Raw genomic sequence first — 20,374 nt, 5'->3', positions numbered from 1 at the left:
TTTTCAATGTCTAATTATACTATTATTTATCAATAATTTAGGATTATTTACGATTAATAAAGTTTTAATTTGTTTTTCTAAGTTTTGCTAAGTATTTCATAAGTTTTATACGTTGAGAGAATTGCATAATTACTATAGAGTCAAATTTCTGCAAGTTATAAATTTTCTAACTCCGTTTTTTTGACTTTTGATTAAATTTATTATGAAATCTAAATAAATAAAAAGGAGAAGTAAATAATTACCTCTCCTCTAAAATCTACTCTTCATTTTTAGATTCTTCAATTATCTTTTCACTTATATTTGCAGGTACCTCTTCATATCTTGCAAATTTCATCTTAAAGCTTCCTCTTGCTTGAGTCATAGATTTTAAATCTATAGCGTACTTAAACATTTCTGCCTGAGGAGCTTCTGCTTTAATCAATTGTTGCCCGTCAGGTTGTTTTTCCATGCCAAGTATTCTTCCTCTTCTCTTATTCATATCTCCCATGATATCTCCCATATAATCTTCTGGCACTAAAATCTCCACACTCATTATAGGCTCTAAAAGAACTGGTTTGGCAGCCTCCATGCCTTTTTTAAATGCTATTGAAGCTGCTATTTTAAATGCCATTTCATTTGAATCAACAGGGTGATAAGAACCATCAAATAACGTAGCTTTCACATTCACAACTGGATATCCAGCTAAAACTCCCTTTTCCATACACTCTCTTAGTCCCTTTTCTACTGCTGGGAAATACTGCTTTGGTACTGCTCCACCAAAAACTTCCTCTTCAAAAACAAAATCTTCTTCACAAGGTTCAAATCTAATATGAACGTCCCCATATTGGCCTGCTCCACCTGATTGTTTTTTATGTTTACCTTGAACACTTGATGTACCTTTAATTGTTTCCCTATAAGCTACCTTAGGATCCGACATTTTAACATCAACACCAAATATACTCTTAAGCTTACTTGCTATAATAGTAAGGTGCATATTTCCCTGACCGCCTAAAAGTAATTGCTTAGTTTCATTATTTCTTTCAACAATAAAAGTTGGGTCTTCATCAGTTAATCTATGAAGAGATGAACTCATCTTTTCTTCGTCACCTTTTGATTTTGGTTCAACTGCCATAAATAAACATGGTTCAGGGTATTTAATAGGTTCGTAACATATAGGCGCATCCTTAGCACATAAAGTATCACCAGTTTCTGTGTATTGTAGTTTAGCTATAGCACCAATATCTCCTGCTACTATTTTATTAACTTCTATTTGATTTTTCCCTCTTAGGAAGAATAACCCCCCATTCTTTTCATTTTCATCCTTATTGGAATTGTAAATGTCATCATCTTTTGATAAGCTACCTGAGCAAACCTTAAAGAGCGATATTTTACCAACAAATGGGTCTACTATTGTTTTGAAAACAAAACCTGAAAATGGTTCTTCAATACTACACTTTCTTTCTATTTTATCAGTAGTACCAGGTTTAAATCCTTCAAATTTACCTCTATCTAATGGAGAAGGTAGATAATTTAACATCATATCAAGAAGAACGTCTATACCGATATCCTTAAGTGCAGAGCCTAATATCACTGGCACTAAATCGCCTTCTAATATTCCTTTTCTTAAACCTTTTTGTATTTCTTCCGGAGTAAATTCTTCTCCTTCAAAAAATTTTTCCATTAACTCTTCATCTGTTTCTGCTACTGATTCTATTAATTGTTCTCTTAATGTCTGTGCATTTTCTGCTAAATCTTGGGGTATATCAATATCTTTTACATCTTTACCACTATACTCTTTTCCTTTCATAGTAACTATATCAACAAATCCTTTAAAATTTTCATCTTTGCCAATAGGTAAAGCAAAAGGAACTACCTTATTTCCAAATTTATCTTTCAAATCATTAATCAGTTTTTCATAGTTAATATTTTCTTTATCCATTTTATTTACAAATATTAATGTTGGAATGTTTCTTTCATTCAAATATTTCCATGACTTTTCTGTACCTACTTCAACTCCAGAAGAACCATCAACCATTAAAACAGCTCCGTCAGCTACTCTTAATGCCCCATAAACTTCTCCTACAAAGTCAAAATATCCTGGTGTATCTAAAATATTAATTTTAGATTTTTTCCATTCTATAGGAATTAATGATGTACTTATAGAAAACTGTCTATTGTTTTCTTCTTTACTGTAGTCAGAAACTGTGTTCCCTTCTTCGATTTTCCCTTTTCTTTTAATAATTCCTGCCTTAAGTAAAATAGATTCTGTTAAACTAGTTTTTCCGCAGCTGCCATGTCCTAAGAATGCTATGTTTCTGATTTGATTTGTTTGATATTCTTTCATATATTTTCCCCCTTGCCTAGCTTTATATTTTTTCTGGCTTTTATCTTTTATACTAATTTATTCTACAATATTTTATAAATTCCTTTACAAAATATTGTATATATACATAGTAAAAAATAATACTGGTTTTTAACATTCATAGAAAATATTTCATTGTTTTATTATATTCAAAAAAAGCGTTATTTATAATGTTAAATTAAAAAATCGTTTTCACAAAAATTAAATAGAATTTCCTTATTTACAAATATATCATAAAATTCTCTTTAATCCAAATGTTTTTTATATAAAAAAAAGAAAATTGCATATTTAAAAAGGTATACCTTATAAATAAAGATATACCTTTCTTTTTTTACATTACTTTTTCTAATTTTATGCCAGTTTCATGTCCGTTTAAATCTTGCTTTTCAAAGTCTGGACCTGATACTTTCTCTATACTTATAGCTAATGTCTCTTTCATGATATAATCTTTATGCACTTCTACGGCATTTGCTATCTCTTCGTCTCCATCGTAATATATTTTTATATTATCCATCATTTGATATCCGTTATTTTTCCTCATCTGCTGAACCTTAGATATAAATTCTCTAGCATATCCTTCATCTAAAAGTTCTTTTGTAAGGTTTGTATCTAAGATTACAAACAAATTGTTTTCCATAGCAACATTAAATCCTTCTTTAGCTGATATGTTTATAGAAACATAATCTTTAGTAACTTCAAAGTCTTCTCCATCGAGGTTAACTGTAATAGTTTCTCCGTTCTCCAATTTAGGTGCTACTTCAGAAGAATCAAGATTAGAAAGCACTTTAGCAAAAGTCTTTACTTTTGGTCCAAGAACAGGCCCAGCAACTTTGAAGTTTGGCTTTAATGAAAAATTCATAAACTGATTTAAATTGTCCTCAAAAATTACCTTTTTAACATTTAATTCTTCTTTTATTAATGGAACCAAATCAGAAATAAGCTCTTCATATTTTCCATCTATCAATACTTCACTAATTGGCTGACGCACCTTTATCCTTACAGATTCTCTAGATGCCCTTCCAAGTGTAACTAAATCTCTAACTAAGTCCATTTTCTCTTCAAGTTTATTATCTATCATATCTTCGTTGAATACTGGATATTCACTTAAATGAACTGAAACTTCTCCTGTTAATTTTCTATAAATCTCCTCTGATATATAAGGTGCAAATGGAGCAATAATCTGTGATAAACCTTTCAAAATCTCATAAGTAGTCTTATATACAGCTTTTTTATCTTCAGTAAGTTCAGTAGCCCAAAAACGTCTACGTGAACGTCTAATATACCAGTTGGACAAATCTTCATTAATAAACTCTTGTATCCTTCTTATAACTCTAGTCAAGTCGTAAACATTTAAATCTTCTTCTACAGCCTTCAAAAGATTATTATATTTTGAAATAATCCATCTGTCTAACTCTGTCCTGTCTTTATAATCAACATCAAACTCTCTTGGGTCTATATCATCAGTATTTGCATATAGGGTAAAGAAATTATAAACATTTTCTATAGTTCTAAAGAATTTACTTTGAACTTCCCTAAGTCCGTCTTCATCAAATCTAGTTGGAGTCCAAGGTGGAGACACATAAAGTAAATACCATCTTAAAGCGTCTGCTCCATACCTGTCGAACAAATCAAATGGGTCTACAGTATTCCCTTTAGATTTAGACATTTTTCTACCATTTTTGTCTAAAATATGAGCATTTACTAAAACTCTTTTATATGGTGATTTGCCTGCTACAAATGTTGATATAGCAAGTAATGAGTAAAACCATCCTCTTGTTTGATCTATTCCTTCACAAATAAAGTCTGCAGGGAATAGTTCTTCAAAGAAATTTTCTTTATTTTCAAAAGGATAATGATGTTGTGCAAATGGCATTGAACCACTATCAAACCAACAATCAATTACATCCTTAACTCTAGTCATTGTCCCACCACATTTTGGACATTTTATATGAACATTATCAACATATGGTCTGTGTAATTCAATGTTTTCATCTATATCTTCTATTGCTTTTTCGACAAGCTCTTTTCTCGAACCTACACTTTCAGTATGCCCACATTGACATCTCCAAATATTTAAAGGAGTTCCCCAATATCTGCTCCTTGAAATAGCCCAATCATTTAGATTTTCAAGCCAATTACCAAATCTTTTTTCTCCTACATAATCTGGATACCATTCAACACTATTATTATTCTCGATAAGCTTATCCTTAAGCTCAGTCATCTTAATGTACCAGCTTGGTTTAGCATAATATAATAATGGAGTATGGCATCTCCAGCAGTGAGGGTAGTTGTGACCTATTCTTTGTTTTTTATAAAGCTTGCCATTTTCTCTTAACCATTTAATTATCTCTGGGTCTGCGTCCATTACAAACATACCCTTCCAAGGTGTATCAGTATATTTCCCCTTATCATCAACAGGTTGAAGAACAGGTAAATCATATCTCCTTCCAGTATTGTAGTCATCTTCACCAAATGCAGGTGCAGTATGGACTAATCCTGTACCGTCTTCAGTAGTAACATAATCAGCTAAAGTAACGAAAAACGCCTTTTTATCAGTTTTTATAAAAGGCATAATCTGTTCATATTCCATATACTCCATGTCTTTACCTTTTAATTCTTCTAAAACTTCAAATTCACCTTCTATTACTTTTGAAGCTAGTGTCTTTTCTACATAATATACTTCTCCATCTTCTGATTTAACTCTTAAATAAGTTGCTTCAGGATTTACAGTAATACTTACATTTGAAGCCAATGTCCACGGAGTAGTTGTCCATACAAGGAAATATTCGTCCTTATCTTTAAGCTTAAACTTAACTATAACTGTATCAGTCTTTATCTCTTCATAGCCCTGTGCTACCTCATGAGAAGCAAGTCCTGTACCACATCTTGAACAATAAGGGAGAATCTTATGTCCTTCGTACATCAAGCCTTCTTTATTAAATTTGTCTAAAAGCCACCATACTGTTTCAATGTAATCATTATCGAGAGTAATATAAGGATTATCTAAGTCTATTAGATAAGCCATCCTCTTAGTCATTTCTCTCCATAATCCTTCATATTCAAATACAGATTCCTTACATTTTTTATTAAATTCCTCAATACCATAGTTTTCAATATCTTGCTTATCTTTTAAACTTAATTTTTTCTCTACTTCAATTTCTACAGGAAGACCATGAGTATCCCATCCTGCTTTTCTTTCTACTTTGTAGCCTTTCATAGTCTTATATCTGCATACAGAGTCTTTTAATGTTCTTGAAATAACGTGGTGTATACCAGGTCTACCATTTGCTGTTGGAGGTCCTTCATAAAAAATAAATGGTTTATTTCCTTCCCGAATTTCTACACTTTTCTTCAAAAGGTCAATATCGTCCCAATATTTTGATATCTCTTTTTCTCTTTCACATACCGGTAACTTTGAAAGCTCTTGAAATTTTGCCATGTTTTCACCCTTCCTCTTTTAAGTATTGTTCAAAAATTATTCTCTTGTAAATAAAAACCCTAAGCCAAAAGACTTAGGGACGAATTTACCGCGTTACCACCCAAATTATAGGATAAATCTAATTAAATAGAATATTATCCTATCACTCATTATACTTTAACGCAAGTATACGAGAAACCCTACTAAAAATTTCAGGTTTCCAGCTCAAAGGTGATTTTCATAAGGGAGCTCATTATAATCTCTCACCAAAATGATTATTTCTCTGTAAACTACCTTCCCTTACTACTGTCCTCGTCATAGCCATTACTATTACATTTTGAGTATTAGTATATCAAACTACACTTTTTTGTCAAGTAAATTTTATGCTTTTAAAGTTCATAAATCTTTTCAGCCACTCGTATTCCATCAACTGCAGAAGACATTATACCTCCTGCATATCCTGCACCTTCTCCCATAGGATATAATCCTCTAATATTGGATTGGAATGAATCATCTCTTTTGATTCTTATGGGTGAGGAACTTCTTGTTTCAACTCCTGTCATAATCGCTTCATAATCTTTGAAACCTCTAATCTTTTTATCAAAATACAATATAGCTTCCTTTATAGTTTCAACAACATAACTTGGCAAACAATCTCTCAAATCAGCAAAAACTACACCCGGTTTATAAGTTGGTTCTACTTTACCAAATTTGGTGCTTACTCTATCATTTAAAAAATCTCCAACTAACTGTACAGGAGCAAAATAATTATTTCCTCCTAGTTTAAAAGCTAGTTCCTCCCACTTTCTTTGAAATTCAACTCCTGCAAGAGGATGATTACTGCCATAATCTTCTGGATTAACCCCAACAAGTAAAGCAGAATTAGCATTTTTGCCATCTCTTTTATATTCACTCATCCCATTTACCGCTATTCTATTTTTTCTGATGCTGCTGCTACTACATATCCCCCAGGACACATACAAAAAGTATAAGCAGATCTTCCATTCTTTGAATGATATGAAAGTTTATAATCAGCTGCCCCTAGTTTATCATGTTTGTAATATTTGCCATACTGAGCTATATTAATAAATTCTTGAGAATGCTCAATTCTTACCCCTATTGAAAAAGGCTTCTGAATTATATTAACTCCTTTTTTATATAACAAATCAAATGTATCTCTAGCACTGTGTCCTATCCCAAGTAAAACTTTATCTGTCCTTATTTCTTCTGAATCATTAATAACTAAGCCTTGAATTTTATTATCTTTTATTATAAAGTCTGTAACTTTTGAATTAAATCTAACTTCTCCACCGTTTTTGATTATCTCATTTCTTATATTCTTAACTACTTCCTTTAGAATATCCGTCCCAATATGAGGCTTATTTGTATAAATTATTTCCGAAGGTGCCCCTGCCTTTACAAATTCTTCCAAAACAAATCTACATCTTTTATCGTTTATAAGAGTAGTGAGTTTACCATCAGAAAATGTACCTGCACCTCCCTCACCAAATTGAACATTGCTTTCAGTGTCTAACTTCCCGTTTGTCCAAAATTTATTTACTTTTTTCGTCCTTGTATCTACATCATCACCTCTTTCAAGTAAAATAGGTCCATATCCCATCCTTGAAAGCATTAACCCTGAAAATAAACCGGAAGAACCAGTACCTACAATTATAGGACGATATTTTATATTTTTATTTTTTGGCTTAGGAAACTCATATTTCGTATCTTTAACATTAGTAACCCCATTTTTAATTTTACGCAATACTACTTCTTCATTTCTAATATCTACATCTACAGTATAATTAAAATTTATGTCATCCTTTCTTCTAGCATCTATTGATTTTTTGTGTATAGTATACCCTTTTAAATCTTCCTTTTTAATTCTTAATTTTTTAATTATTTTTCTCTCTAACTCGCTTTCTTCATCATTTAACGAAAGTCTTATATTTGAAATTCTAAGCACAATTACTCCTCCTAAAAACTTATCTTTATGTTATATTGCTGCATTTTTCCCTGCTACATATCCTGATGACCATGCCCATTGAAGATTAAAACCTCCACATTGCCCATCAATATCAATAATTTCACCAGCAAAATATAGTCCATTAACCTTTTTTGATTCTAATGTATTTTGATTTATTTCTTTAGTATTTACTCCTCCAGCAGTAATCTGTGCATCAGGCCAAGACTTACTTCCTTTTATAGTAAATCTCCAGTCAGTCAAGAGTTTAGCAATCTTTCTTATATCCTTTTTAGAAATTTGAGAAACACTACATTTGATATCATTTATACCAGACTCTCTTAATACCACATTAATCATTCTTTTATTTATCAATCCTACTAGGCTTAAGTTAATTTGTCTATTAGGCATTATATCAAACCTTTTGATTAAATACTCGTAAAGTTCATTTTCACTTTTTGTAGTTATCATACTCACCTTTAATATAGGTTTCTGTCCTTTGTTTAGTAGCTCTACAGCTTTCCTGCTTATCTGTAGTATTGGAGGACCTGATATTCCATAGTTAGTAAAAAGTATATCCCCTTTATCTTTTCTTATACTTTTATTATTATTTAACAATTCTACTTCTCCAACGAATTTGACACCCTGTATCTGTTTAAAAAAATCTCCTTCTAATTTTAATTTTACTAAACCTGGAAAAATATCAATTATGCTATGTCCAAACTTTTTAGCGAGCTCAAATCCATTTCCATCTGAGCCAGTTGAAGGTTTGGCCTTACCGCCTGTAGTCAATATAACTTTATCTCCTTTAAATATCCTACCATCTTCTACTTTTACTTCAAATATATTTCTAACTTTTTTTATATCCTTGACATATGCATTACATATTCTAGTTATCCCTAAATCATCTAATTTATATAATAATACATCTAACACACTTGAAGCCTGATCTGACATAGGAAAAACTTTGCCTTGGTTCTCTACCTTATGAGCTATGCCTAGCCTTTCAAAAAAGTCTATAGTATCTTTAACTCCAAACTGAGAAAATACACTGTATATAAACTTTGGATTTTTGCCATTATAGTATTCAACTTCTTCACCAAATATATTGGTAAAATTGCACCTTCCATTTCCAGTAGCTAATATCTTTTTTCCTACCCGTGAATTTCTTTCTAATATAATAGGCTCTGCTCCTGCTTCCTTAGCTGAAATAGCAGCTATAAGCCCTGAAGCTCCTCCACCTACAATAATTACTTTTGTTTTCTTTGCCATAATAAAACTCCTCTTTAAAAATTAAAAGTCTTCTTATATAATATAGAAGACTTTTTTATTATATCAATTTTCCCATATGAATAAAAGATTATGCAAAATATCTTATCTTACCAAAACATTTAAAAAATTATATATCATCAAGGCAGCTTCTTCCTTTTTAATTTTGTCAAGTGGATTTAGTAATCCATTGTCTGCACTTACTATTCCTAGTCCATACGAAATAGCTACACTTCCTAGTTTTTCAGGAGATATCTTATCAGCATCTTTAACAGGTACTATGTATATATCTTTTATCGATGCCAATTCATCATATCCTAATGCTCTTACGATAAATACAAGTGCATCCTCTTTTTTAACTGTAGAGTCTGGATTTTTTTCCTCTTCTTTAATAATCCCTCTATCAATAATATATTCATATAAATCATCATCATATGAACCATCTTCTAAGAATGGTATATCTCTATATGGATATGTGGCTTTTGTTAGTAAGTATAAAAACTCCCTTTGTGTTATATATTCTCTTGGTTTAAATTCTTTTGTAGGAAGAGAAATACCGTACTTTGCTAATTCTTGTATTTCTTTTTCAGCAATACTACATTCTATATCTGTATATTCAACAATTCTCTCGTCAATGAAAATTTCTCCATTATTTTTTAATATATTACCTGTTCTTGGGTCAACATTTAATGGTACATATTTCCCCATTGTGTATATAAGCTTAGTTTGTCTTTGATTATCAGTTGAAGTTTCATACGATCCTTCCTTCTTTTCATAATCATATATATACATCAAATTCATACCTGCTTTTTCAAATATAATCTCATGAGCCTTATCCCTTGAAATTATATCATCAGCAGATGGGAATTCCCCTTTATACCACTTGCATTGATATCTAGTTACCTCGCCAGTTACTGCATTTACTGTTATATCAAATCCATCTTCAAGTACATAAGCTCCATTTACTTTCCTAACAAAATTAAAGCTCTGTGTTAAAGGTAATTTTTGTTCGGTATCATTTAAATAAATAACTGGTTTTCTTAAAACTAATCTTTCTACCATATCAAATTTATCAGGTTGATATTCTTTTATAAAATCTTCTGCTATTTTAAGGCTTTGTTGTTCATCATACTTTGCTACGTCGTCTTTTTCAAAAGAAGTGGATTTATAAAAATATTTTATTTCTCCCGTTTTAGCATCTAATCTAACTGTAGCTGATTGATAATTTTCTTCATCTTCGTTTTTAAAGTTTATGTCCCAAATAAAATCTTCATTATTTAGTCTATCTTTATACAATCTAGAATAATTAATTTTTAAGTCTTGGCCTATATTTAGTTTCTCCCTAGCCATTTCTTCAGCTTTTTCTTTTGAAAGCATTTCTTTAATATTTTCTATGGCTTCAATTTCTGCTTCTGTAAGTATTTCTTCATAGCTATATGCATTTGTATCACCATCTTCTATTTTTACTTCTTGCTCCCTGAAATATATAGGATAATATTCATTTATTATCTTCCCAGTTTTAGCATTAATAACTCCAGGCTTAATATTTGAATATACAAGGTAAGGTTCTACTTTATCTTTCTCCCATTTATACTTATAAACAAGGTCTAACCCTAATTCACTTGAATATATTTCTTTGGCTTCATCTAATGATAAAATATTATTTGTACCTAAAAATGTCACATCTTTATCCCAATTAAGATAATACCTTCTAACATTTTTTGAATATTTATCTATGCTAATACTGACATAATTATTTGGAAAATCTACACCATTTTCTCTCCTTACATATGTTATATCATAATCATTGCTATAAATACTTTCTGGATAGTTATCTTTTTCATAATACAAATGGTCTAAATAATCAGGTATTATTTTTTCAATAAATTTATCAGCTATTTCCTTTGCTTCTTCTCTGCTTATTTTATTTTGAAATGTAATTGGTACTTCTTCATTGTAAATATAATGGCTATAACTAGTTATTATCCCGTCAGAGTCTACATTTACATATATTTCTCCTAATTCACCTTGGCTATCACTCCATCTAAGGTTATATTGTTTTTCTCCACCGTATTCCCTTATGTCATATTCAAACTTGTCATATTCTTCTCTTATGTTTAGTAATTCCTTTACTTTCACTATAATTTCTTTTAGTTCTTCATCCTGTTCAGCTTTTGCAAAACTAGGGGTAAATATACTTATAACAAGCATTAAAGACAAAATTATCGAGACTGTTTTCTTCATGATTTACACTCCTCCTTATTTTTAAAATTAAGAAAATTGAATAATATGTATAGACAAATACCTTCAAAAGCTAAATTATCACACCTTGAATTATATACCTTTATGGCAGCTTGTTCTAAAATTAGAACTTTTATCTCTATATACATATACTCAAACTTTAAGTCCTTTATATAATAAGACGATAACTTTTAAAAAATGTTCCTTAATTTTTTAATAAAATAAAAGCACACTGACTACTATCATCAGTATGCTTTATCTGAAAAATTATACAAACTTTTATCTTTTATGCTACTTTCTTTTCTTGTATTTTCCCTCTGTTTAATACTGCATTTAATACAACTCCTACTATTGCAGCGAAACTAAGTCCTTTGATTGCTACAGTTTCTGTAACTGGTATTCCTATTATTATTCCTAACCTTTTTTCTATATATGATGAACCTAAGCCTAATATCAGTATAGCTGCCATAACTATTATGTTTTTAACATCAAATTTTACATTATTATTTTTTATAGTTTTAACCCCTATTAAGGATATCATACTAAATAACATCAGACTTATTCCACCCATTACTGGAGTTGGTATTGTATTTAAAAATACCCCTATTTTAGATACAAATCCCAAAAGCATTGCAAATACTGCTGCAAGTCTTAATATTGAAGGGTCATAGTTTTTAGTTATTGCAAGTACTCCAGTATTTTCTCCATATGTTGTATTTGCAGGACCTCCTAAGAAACCAGCAACCATTGTTGCAAGGCCATCTCCTAATAAAGTACGATTTAGTCCTGGATCTTCTATGAAATTCTTTCCTACTACCTGTCCGTTGGTAGTTATATCTCCAATATGCTCCATAAATACCGCTAATACTACTGGTGCTATAATTGCTATAGCTCCTAAATCAAATTTTGGTAATGTAAATCCCGGTACTGATATAAACTTAGCTTGACTTATTGCTGCTGTATCTACCAATCCAACACTTAATGCTACAGTATATCCTACTATTACGCCTATGAGTATAGATAATTGTTTTACAAATCCCTTAGCTTTCAATGTAATTGCTAAAGCAGTGAGTAATGTTATTGCTGCAATCATAAGATTTCCTGAAGCCATTCCATATGCTGTAGGTATAAGATTTAACCCTATAACCATTATCATTGGTCCTACAACTTGTGGAGGTAAATATTTCTGTATCCTCTCAACTCCTATGCTCTTAATCAATAAAGAAACTATTACATATAACAGTCCAGCTATTATTATTCCACCTTGAGCATAAGCTAGATCTCCATTATATAATTCTTTTACGCTAAGAATAACTGGTATGAATGCAAATGATGATCCTAAAAAAACAGGAACCTTTTTCTTAGTTGCGAAGTGAAATATCATTGTCCCTAGTCCTGCTGAGAAAAGTGCTACTGATGGATCTAATCCTGTCAATATTGGTACTAAAACTGTAGCTCCAAACATCGCTATCAAATGTTGTAATGCTAAAATCACTCTTTTTGATCCCACTAAAAAGTCACTTTGTGCATGAATACTTTTTTCTTTCAATACATTTTCTGACATAAAAAAACCTCCTTTATATTTTTTACAATACCAAGGAGAAATTTAACTCTCCCCTTTTCGGCCTCTCTGGACCGATTTAAAAGGTACTGTATATTTTTTGTGCATAAAAAAACTTCTTGCCAACTGGCAAGAAGTCATAATAATCCTTCTAATACATACGACTAAATCTTGCCAGCCTCTCTGGACTGACTTAAAGATTTCTTATACACTTGAATGAATTATAACATTATTTGTTTAAAAAATCAAGAAAAATATTTTAAAAATTTAACCGCACTTAGAATACCCACAGTTTCTACATATCATACATCCACCTTCGTGTTCAACAACGCTTCCGCATTCTGGACATATTCCTCTGTCATTATATACAGAATTATCTATACTAGCTCCAATTTCTGGATTAATAATATTTTGGCTAATCTCTTGTTTTTCATCTTCCTGTTCTATTTCCATAGCTATGTCATTTACATTTGTATTGTTTACTTCTACATAAGTATTCATAACTCTTTCAAGTGCCTTTCCTATTGCATCTGGGCATGACAATACCTTTATATCTTTCTTAGTAGCTCTTTGCCTCAAAGTTGAATGGCATCTGATCCCTTTTAGCTGTTCAATGATTTCCTTCACTTCCATTCCAGATCTTAAAGCTATAGATACAAGTCTACTTGTTGCTTCACTTTGACTAGGACAACCGCCTGCTCTTCCTACATTTGTAAATACTTCACATATTCCATTTTCATCATAATTTACAGTAATATAAAGATTACCACATCCAACCCTTACCTTTTCTGTCATACCTTGAGTAATTGATGGTCTCTGTCTAGGTACTATTTTATTATTTGTCTGCTCTTTTTTATCTTCTTTTTTTGTTTTACCTGTACTTAAAACTTGATTATATCTGCTTCCATCTCTATATATCGTAACTCCTTTGCATCCAAGCTTATATGCTAATTCATACACTTCCTTGACATCTTCTTTAGTAGCTTCTTTCCTAAAATTAACTGTTTTAGATACAGCATTGTCTACATATTTTTGAAATGCAGATTGCATTCTTATATGCCAAACTGGTGATATATCGTGAGCTGTTACAAATATTCTTTTTACATCCTCAGGTATCTCTTCTATATGTGCTAATGTACCTTCTTCAGCAATTCTTTCCATAAGTTCTTTAGTATAGAATCCTCTTTCTTTAGCTACTTTTTTAAAATATGGATGAATCTCTAAAAGTTTATCATTATCCATAACATTTCTTACAAAAGATATAGCAAACAATGGCTCAATACCACTACTTGTTCCGGCTATAATACTTATAGTACCTGTAGGGGCTATAGTAGTAGTTGTTGCATTTCTTATTTTAATTCCTTTTTCTTTATATATGCTATTATCATACGCAGGAAATGTTCCCCTTTGTTCTGCTAACTCCATAGATTTTGCTTTTGATCTATCATCTATAAATTTCATTATTTTTTCTGCAATATTAACTGCTTCTTTAGAGTTATAAGGTATCCCTAAGTAAAATAACAAGTCAGCGAAGCCCATAATTCCAAGCCCAATTTTTCTTGTTGCTCTAGTAGTTTCTGCTATTTTTTTCAGTGGGTACTTGTTAACATCTATAACATTATCTAAAAAGTGAACAGCATTATCAACAGTTTTACCAAGTTTGTCATAATCTACCTCGTATTTATCCCCAACCTTAGTTAACATTTTAGATAAATTAATAGAGCCTAAATTACATGATTCATATGGAAGCAGGGGTTGCTCCCCACAGGGATTAGTACTCTCTATTTCACCTAATGCTGGAGTAGGATTATCTTTATTCATCCTGTCTAAGAATACAATACCTGGCTCTCCACTACTCCAAGCCATATCAACTATGTATTCAAAAACTTTTCTAGCATTAAGTTTCCCCATAACTTTTTTAGTATGAGGATCTATTAAATCATAATCCTCGTTATTTTCTACTGCCTTCATAAAAGCTTCTGTAAGTCCGACACTTATATTAAAATTAGTTATTTCTTTTATATCTTTTTTACAACCAATAAAATCCATGATATCAGGGTGATCTACTCTTAATATACCCATATTAGCTCCTCTTCTAGTTCCACCCTGCTTTACTGCTTCTGTAGCAGAATTAAATACTTTCATAAAGCTAATAGGTCCTGACGCTACCCCTCCAGTAGATTTTACTGTAGATCCTTTAGCTCTTAACCTTGAGAAACTAAAACCTGTACCTCCACCGCTCTTATGTATTAAAGCTGCATTTTTTATAGCATCAAATATTCCTTCCATAGAATCTTCTATTGGAAGCACAAAGCAAGCAGATAGCTGTCCTAAATCTCTTCCTGCATTCATCAATGTAGGAGAATTAGGAAGAAATTCTAATTTGGTCATCATATCATAAAAAACAGCTTCTGTTTTATTTATATCAGCATTTTTATCATAAATTTTATCAGCTTTAGCAATATGTTTTGCTACCCTTTTAAACATTTCTTCTGGAGTTTCAATAACATTTCCTTCAATATCTTTAGCAAGATACCTCTTTTCCAATACCACTTTAGCATTTTGGGTAATCTCCATCATTTTTTCCTCCTCAATCACTATATTTTGTGCTTGTGTCTAATATGCACCCTAAATATTGTATCACTAGCACGTAAATTTTGCAAAACTTTTTTTATCCTTGATACTGTCAAGTAAAAGTTGGCAAAATTATTATTTTTAAATTTAATCATCCAATTTTGCTGTTTTAATTATGTTTTTATGCCCGATAGGGCAAGAGTATTCTATTTATACTTTCTACAATTTTAAAAATAAATTTACATATACTTTACAATGATTTCAAAATTGTTATTCTATAATACTAGACTTATGATTATAGAATAACAATAAGTCTGAGAGCCCTATTTTTAGGTCTAATTCTATTTATTCATCAGTATTAATGCTCTATTATGTTGTATTTTTTTAGGCTTATATTAGAGCATAGGTATCGTATGTTAGCTTATTCTTTTAAGTTATATAATATATTAGATATTAAAAACTTAGGTTCATTTGACTTGCACATTTGCAACCTAACATGTCCTTTATGGCTTTTCTTCCGTTAGTTACTGAACATTGACTAAATGGCATGCTTGCTCTTTTGTGTTTGTATATCTTGCTTTTCTTTGGCTTTTTATTTACTTCTGCTGCTGTTAATCCTACTTTTTCTATTATTTCTTCAAGCTTTTCTTCTTTTATTTCTTTGTTCAGTAGTGATTTTATTGTTGTTGCTAATTCTTTGCTTGCTTTTTCTGCTAGTATCTTGGCTAAGTTACTGGCTCCTTGTATTGACCAACTTGTTTTATTCCCTTTCATCCTTTGTGCTAATATATCACATATGCTATGTTCCATTGTTCCTAGATTTCTATATTTAATTCCTTCTGGTGGTTGCGGCATATTTATGTCTGGGCGAAGTTTGTAGAGCACTATCCCTTCTTTGTTGTTTACTAGGTAATTATATAGTGCCTGTAATTTCTTCATTTTCTTTTGATTATCATTGTTTTCTATCATTAGTTTTGTTATCATTTCTAATCCTTCTTCTATGTTACCATTGCTTAGTTTCTTTATTATTTCTTTTGCCTTTTTCTTATCTTCTATGTTCTTAAGTACTGCTTGATTTCTATGAAATGGATCTAATTGAAAGTGTGAATTGTCTTCTTTTATAACTTCTTTTATCCAGTTTGCTCCATCTCCATTTACTATTTTTGTTTCTATTTCGTCAGTATTATATTGTTTCGCTATTTTGGCTTGTCTTAGTTTTCTAAATTCTTTACTACTTCCAAAGCTTGCATATGCTTTTTTGTTCTTTAGTACATATCTATCTTTTTTCTCATGCTTCTTCTCCCAGCCTTCATAAAAAATTCCTAATTTTAGTTCTTTTTTCTCTTTTCCCTTAGTCTTTTTATCTTTACCTTGGATATTTATCCACACTCCATCCATTTCTTCAAACAATATTTTTGTTTCTTTTTTGCCTTGTAATTTTTCTTCGTTGTTTAATTTTATTTCGTGTTTTTCTTTTTGTTTTAGTTGTTCTCCTAAGTTTTGTATTATGTTCCAAGCTGCTGAATGACTTATACTTTGGTTTGTCATTTCTGTTATTTTATTTGCTGTTTTTCTATATGATTCATCTGTTGCTAGATCTACTATTTTTTCTACTAGATTTGTAGATATATGTCCTATGGTTTCCATTTTTAAGTATTCATCTAAAAGGCATTTGTAACCTCTTTTACCCTCTTGTGTAGTATATTGATATATTCTACGTTTATATTCAATTTCGCCCATTATTGTTTTTATGGTAGTTTTCTTTAATCCTTTATTTCTATATTCTTCTTTATCTCTTTCTTTCATTAATTTATTATCTAATTTTTCTAATAGCTCTACGAGCATTTCACATGCCTGTCGGCATACAAGCTTATATATAATTTTCTCTAAGTTCTTGAAATTAATTTCTTTTTCATCTAAACTTATATTATACATGTAATCATCCCTTTTATAGTTTTCTTATTAATTACTATTATATTGGATGATTCATATATGTTAAAGGTGCTTTCGGGCATCTTTTTCATTTTTGTTGTTTTTGCCTACTAAAATTATACTCTAAGTTTATCCTTTTTATTCTTAAAGTTTTATCATTAAATTATTTTAAGTATAAGGCTTATTTTCCTATAAAAAAACAGGTCCATAGATTCAGACCTGTTTGTTAGGTAACACAGTTATCTATTCAGCTTCTAAAAGAGCTCCACCAGTATAATTATTGCCTGCATTCCACAATATCCATTCAGTCAATCCTGCATCATAAGTAGCCTGAATTTGAGCTCTTACTTGTTCCTTCCCATAGGTTATATAATGAGAACCGTAATCCTTTTTAAGCCAAGGAGCTGAAAAATCCTGAAGCCATGGTCTTAGTATAGCCTTTTTTTCGTTTGTTTCTAACGTGTCTATTCTTTCTTTAGCTCTAGACATACTAGTATATACTATCTTATATGGATTTGAATCAGGATATTTAATTCCATAGCTCCCCATAGCATAGTGTGAAGGATATACCATCGGACATAATATATCTACACTAGTCGCTAATGTTTCTAAGTGCTGTCCAAGACCCATGTCATCTTTTACTGTAGTTACAAGACCAAATATATCTGCCGAAACATATACACCTAATGGTTCTAATCTTTCTCTAGCATATTTTAAAAATCCAGCTATAGCTTCAGCCATGGTTGTGCCTTCAGCAGCTTGTCCATAATCAATCATTGCACGATTCCCGTCAGTAGGAAATCTAACATAATCAAATTGTATTTCTTTAAATCCTTTTAATGCAGCTTCTTCTGCAATTTGTATAGGGTATTCCCATGATTCTTTATTATATGGGTTAAGCCATGCATTTCCACCTCTATCTCTCCAAATCTGACCATTTTTAGATTTTATAGCTAAATCAGGTCTCTTAGCCCCTGCAGTTTTATCTTTAAATGTAACAATCCTTGCAATAGGATAAATATCATTATCTCTTAATATTTTCATTTTTTCATCAAGATTTTTAACTCTAATATTCTTGTTTGCTCCTACATCTATAGCAAATTTTACATCAGTGTCATAAGTTAAAAGACCTGAATCGTCTTTTATATCGATAACCATAGCATTTAATTCTGTAGACTTGACTAAATCTACTAATTGATTAAATCTTTTATCATATCCGAATGTATTTCCAGTTAAGTATATACCTTTAACCTCAACTTTTTTTTTGTAAGCAGCCCAATTTGTATCAGGTTGTATAAGATAATCATTAGTAAAAGTATTACTATTCAATCCCGTTGCCATTACTACCTCATTAATCATTCCCTGAAATACTATCACCAAAACTAAAGATAATATTGCTAGAAAAAATTTTTTTAATAAGTGCATAAATAATATCTCCTCTCAAAGTGAATATATTACAAAAAATTACAATAATATTTCTAAAATCTCATTTACCGTATCTCGAGCATACTCACCCTTTCTATATTTTCTCATTGCAATTATTCTATTAGGTTGACTTCCGCCTTGAATTATATTTTTTAATTTTTTAGGTTGTTCTACAAAGCTGCCTAATTCTTTGAAATTTATATCATAGAATACAAATGTAGGGATTTTGACTCTTTCATTGTAGGAAAATTTTTTAAAAAATTCTTCATTACCTTCTCTCCCAACTATTGAGATTTCTATATTGTTGTTTAATTTTCTCATTCGCTCAACAATAGGAACATTTATCATGCAGTCAGGACACCATATTTCTGCACATATTAAAACCTTTACTTTCTTTTTTATACTTTTAATCTTCTCTATAATTTCATTGTCAAATTCTATACTATTAAATATAGTCATAGTCTTTTCCCTATAGGTATCTGTATCTTTATTTACAAATTCTTCAAAAGAAACCCCTTTATTATATAAGGTAGATATATCCATAAAATCCCCCCACAATACTATTATATAAATTAATAGAACAAAATGGAACTAAATAAATATTATTATATTGTATAGTAAAGTATATTATAGTAACGCTTATATTACAACTTGTATTAAGTGGAAAATATCCATGATTTTTTATTTATCCTTTTTGTTTAAAATCTTTGGTTTTACTTTTACATATATATATCTAACCAATAATATAATCAATGTAAAAACAACTAAATACGGTATTATTACAGCTATTCCTATTATTATTTCTTTTACTAATCTAATAACACCTTTTACAGAATTATTAAAACCATATGCAATCTTAGCTCCTAATGATTCCGGTTCTTCTTCTGTAAGGTCTTGAACCTCATATACTGTAACCTGTATAGTAGCAAAATTAACCATATTATCCCATTTTCTAAGCGTTCCTGTCAAATTCTCAATTTGATATCTAACATCTGACAATTCTCTTTCTAATTCTATTATATCTTCTATTTTGTCTGCTTTTTTTAGTATATCCAAAAGCCTTTCTTCCTGTATTTGAAGTGATTTCAGTCTAGCTTCAGAGTCAAAATACTGGCTTGTAATATCAGTACCTGTCTTCTCCTGCAATATTACATTCCCTATATTATTAAACTCCATCATAAAATTCTCAAATTCATTTTCAGGAACTCTTAGCTTAAATGTTGCTATTCTGTTACTTGAGCTACTTTTATCATTTATTCTCCTGCCATTTATATTGGATGTTTCTGTATATCCACCTATAGCATTGACTTTAGCAATAATAGCATTTGTTGCCTTATCAAATTCTTTAGTTTCCATTTCAATTCTACCTGATTTAATTATTTTTCTTCCAGTGTCGATAGGATTACTGTTTTGCTCAATACTATCAGTTCCTCTATCTACTCCTTCATATTCAGCAACATTATCAAACCCTATATCTTCGTTCACCTGAGGTTGCACTGAGTCAGATGAACCCTTATCCATTGCTATTTCATTTCTAGAAGAATTATTACTTCCACACCCTGATAACATCAATAACACAGTAAATATAATTAAAAGCAAAGTAAATTTTCTATTTTTATTTAATAACATGAATTCCCTCCTATTTAATTC

The 20,374-nt window shown here is 30.6% G+C and carries 10 protein-coding genes, 1 pseudogene and 1 other annotated feature; all 11 genes and pseudogenes read right to left on the bottom strand.

The genetic code is table 11. From position 1 onward, the window contains the following. Positions 1-256: 256 nt before the first annotated feature. The 11 genes and pseudogenes from fusA to ACZ41D_RS02840 all read right to left on the bottom strand — a co-directional run bounded on the left by fusA (position 257) and on the right by ACZ41D_RS02840 (position 20,353). Positions 257-2,323: an elongation factor G gene (gene fusA / locus ACZ41D_RS02890; RefSeq protein ID WP_464152412.1), complete on the bottom strand. Its 2,067-nt coding sequence runs from the start codon at positions 2,321-2,323 to the stop codon at positions 257-259. A 349-nt stretch (positions 2,324-2,672) separates the two neighbouring features. Next, a complete protein-coding gene (gene ileS / locus ACZ41D_RS02885; RefSeq protein WP_464152411.1) occupies positions 2,673-5,780 on the bottom strand; it encodes an isoleucine--tRNA ligase in 3,108 nt (1,035 codons plus the stop codon). A 72-nt stretch (positions 5,781-5,852) separates the two neighbouring features. Then, positions 5,853-6,087 (bottom strand) — a binding site (T-box leader). A gap of 61 nt (positions 6,088-6,148) precedes the next feature. After that, positions 6,149-7,380 (bottom strand): annotated as a pseudogene (locus tag ACZ41D_RS02880) (NAD(P)/FAD-dependent oxidoreductase). 375 nt (positions 7,381-7,755) lie between these two features. Next, positions 7,756-8,994: a BaiN/RdsA family NAD(P)/FAD-dependent oxidoreductase gene (locus ACZ41D_RS02875; RefSeq protein WP_464152410.1), complete on the bottom strand. Its 1,239-nt coding sequence runs from the start codon at positions 8,992-8,994 to the stop codon at positions 7,756-7,758. A 102-nt stretch (positions 8,995-9,096) separates the two neighbouring features. Beyond that, complete coding sequence (locus ACZ41D_RS02870; protein ID WP_464152409.1) at positions 9,097-11,235, bottom strand: YcdB/YcdC domain-containing protein; 2,139 nt, start codon at positions 11,233-11,235, stop codon at positions 9,097-9,099. A 283-nt stretch (positions 11,236-11,518) separates the two neighbouring features. Then, the gene (locus ACZ41D_RS02865; protein ID WP_464152408.1) at positions 11,519-12,796 is read right to left on the bottom strand and encodes a uracil-xanthine permease family protein; all 1,278 of its coding nucleotides are present in this window, start codon (positions 12,794-12,796) and stop codon (positions 11,519-11,521) included. Between the two features lie 264 nt (positions 12,797-13,060). Then, positions 13,061-15,373, bottom strand: coding sequence for a vitamin B12-dependent ribonucleotide reductase (locus ACZ41D_RS02860; RefSeq protein WP_464152406.1), 2,313 nt, complete (start codon positions 15,371-15,373; stop codon positions 13,061-13,063). A 447-nt stretch (positions 15,374-15,820) separates the two neighbouring features. Then, positions 15,821-17,302: an ISLre2 family transposase gene (locus ACZ41D_RS02855; protein WP_464150702.1), complete on the bottom strand. Its 1,482-nt coding sequence runs from the start codon at positions 17,300-17,302 to the stop codon at positions 15,821-15,823. A gap of 240 nt (positions 17,303-17,542) precedes the next feature. Next, positions 17,543-18,724 (bottom strand): putative glycoside hydrolase, encoded by a 1,182-nt coding sequence (locus tag ACZ41D_RS02850; protein WP_464152405.1) that lies wholly within the window; start codon positions 18,722-18,724, stop codon positions 17,543-17,545. A 39-nt stretch (positions 18,725-18,763) separates the two neighbouring features. Then, positions 18,764-19,267, bottom strand: a complete 504-nt coding sequence (locus tag ACZ41D_RS02845) for a thioredoxin family protein (protein WP_464152404.1) — start codon at positions 19,265-19,267, stop codon at positions 18,764-18,766. Between the two features lie 138 nt (positions 19,268-19,405). Beyond that, positions 19,406-20,353 carry a DUF4349 domain-containing protein gene (locus tag ACZ41D_RS02840; protein ID WP_464152403.1) on the bottom strand — a complete coding sequence of 316 codons (948 nt, stop codon included), beginning with the start codon at positions 20,351-20,353 and terminating at the stop codon, positions 19,406-19,408. Positions 20,354-20,374: the final 21 nt, after the last annotated feature.

Source organism: Brassicibacter thermophilus, from assembly GCF_055378355.1.
This window is presented reverse-complemented; position numbering and strand designations above follow the sequence as displayed.

Bases quoted from the DNA above. Each gene is read 5' to 3' on its own strand.
- fusA (WP_464152412.1), bottom strand. From the start codon at position 2,323: ATGAAAGAATATCAAACAAATCAAATCAGAAACATAGCATTCTTAGGA.
- ileS (WP_464152411.1), bottom strand. From the start codon at position 5,780: ATGGCAAAATTTCAAGAGCTTTCAAAGTTACCGGTATGTGAAAGAGAA.
- ACZ41D_RS02875 (WP_464152410.1), bottom strand. From the start codon at position 8,994: ATGGCAAAGAAAACAAAAGTAATTATTGTAGGTGGAGGAGCTTCAGGG.
- ACZ41D_RS02870 (WP_464152409.1), bottom strand. From the start codon at position 11,235: ATGAAGAAAACAGTCTCGATAATTTTGTCTTTAATGCTTGTTATAAGT.
- ACZ41D_RS02865 (WP_464152408.1), bottom strand. From the start codon at position 12,796: ATGTCAGAAAATGTATTGAAAGAAAAAAGTATTCATGCACAAAGTGAC.
- ACZ41D_RS02860 (WP_464152406.1), bottom strand. From the start codon at position 15,373: ATGATGGAGATTACCCAAAATGCTAAAGTGGTATTGGAAAAGAGGTAT.
- ACZ41D_RS02855 (WP_464150702.1), bottom strand. From the start codon at position 17,302: ATGTATAATATAAGTTTAGATGAAAAAGAAATTAATTTCAAGAACTTA.
- ACZ41D_RS02850 (WP_464152405.1), bottom strand. From the start codon at position 18,724: ATGCACTTATTAAAAAAATTTTTTCTAGCAATATTATCTTTAGTTTTG.
- ACZ41D_RS02845 (WP_464152404.1), bottom strand. From the start codon at position 19,267: ATGGATATATCTACCTTATATAATAAAGGGGTTTCTTTTGAAGAATTT.
- ACZ41D_RS02840 (WP_464152403.1), bottom strand. From the start codon at position 20,353: ATGTTATTAAATAAAAATAGAAAATTTACTTTGCTTTTAATTATATTT.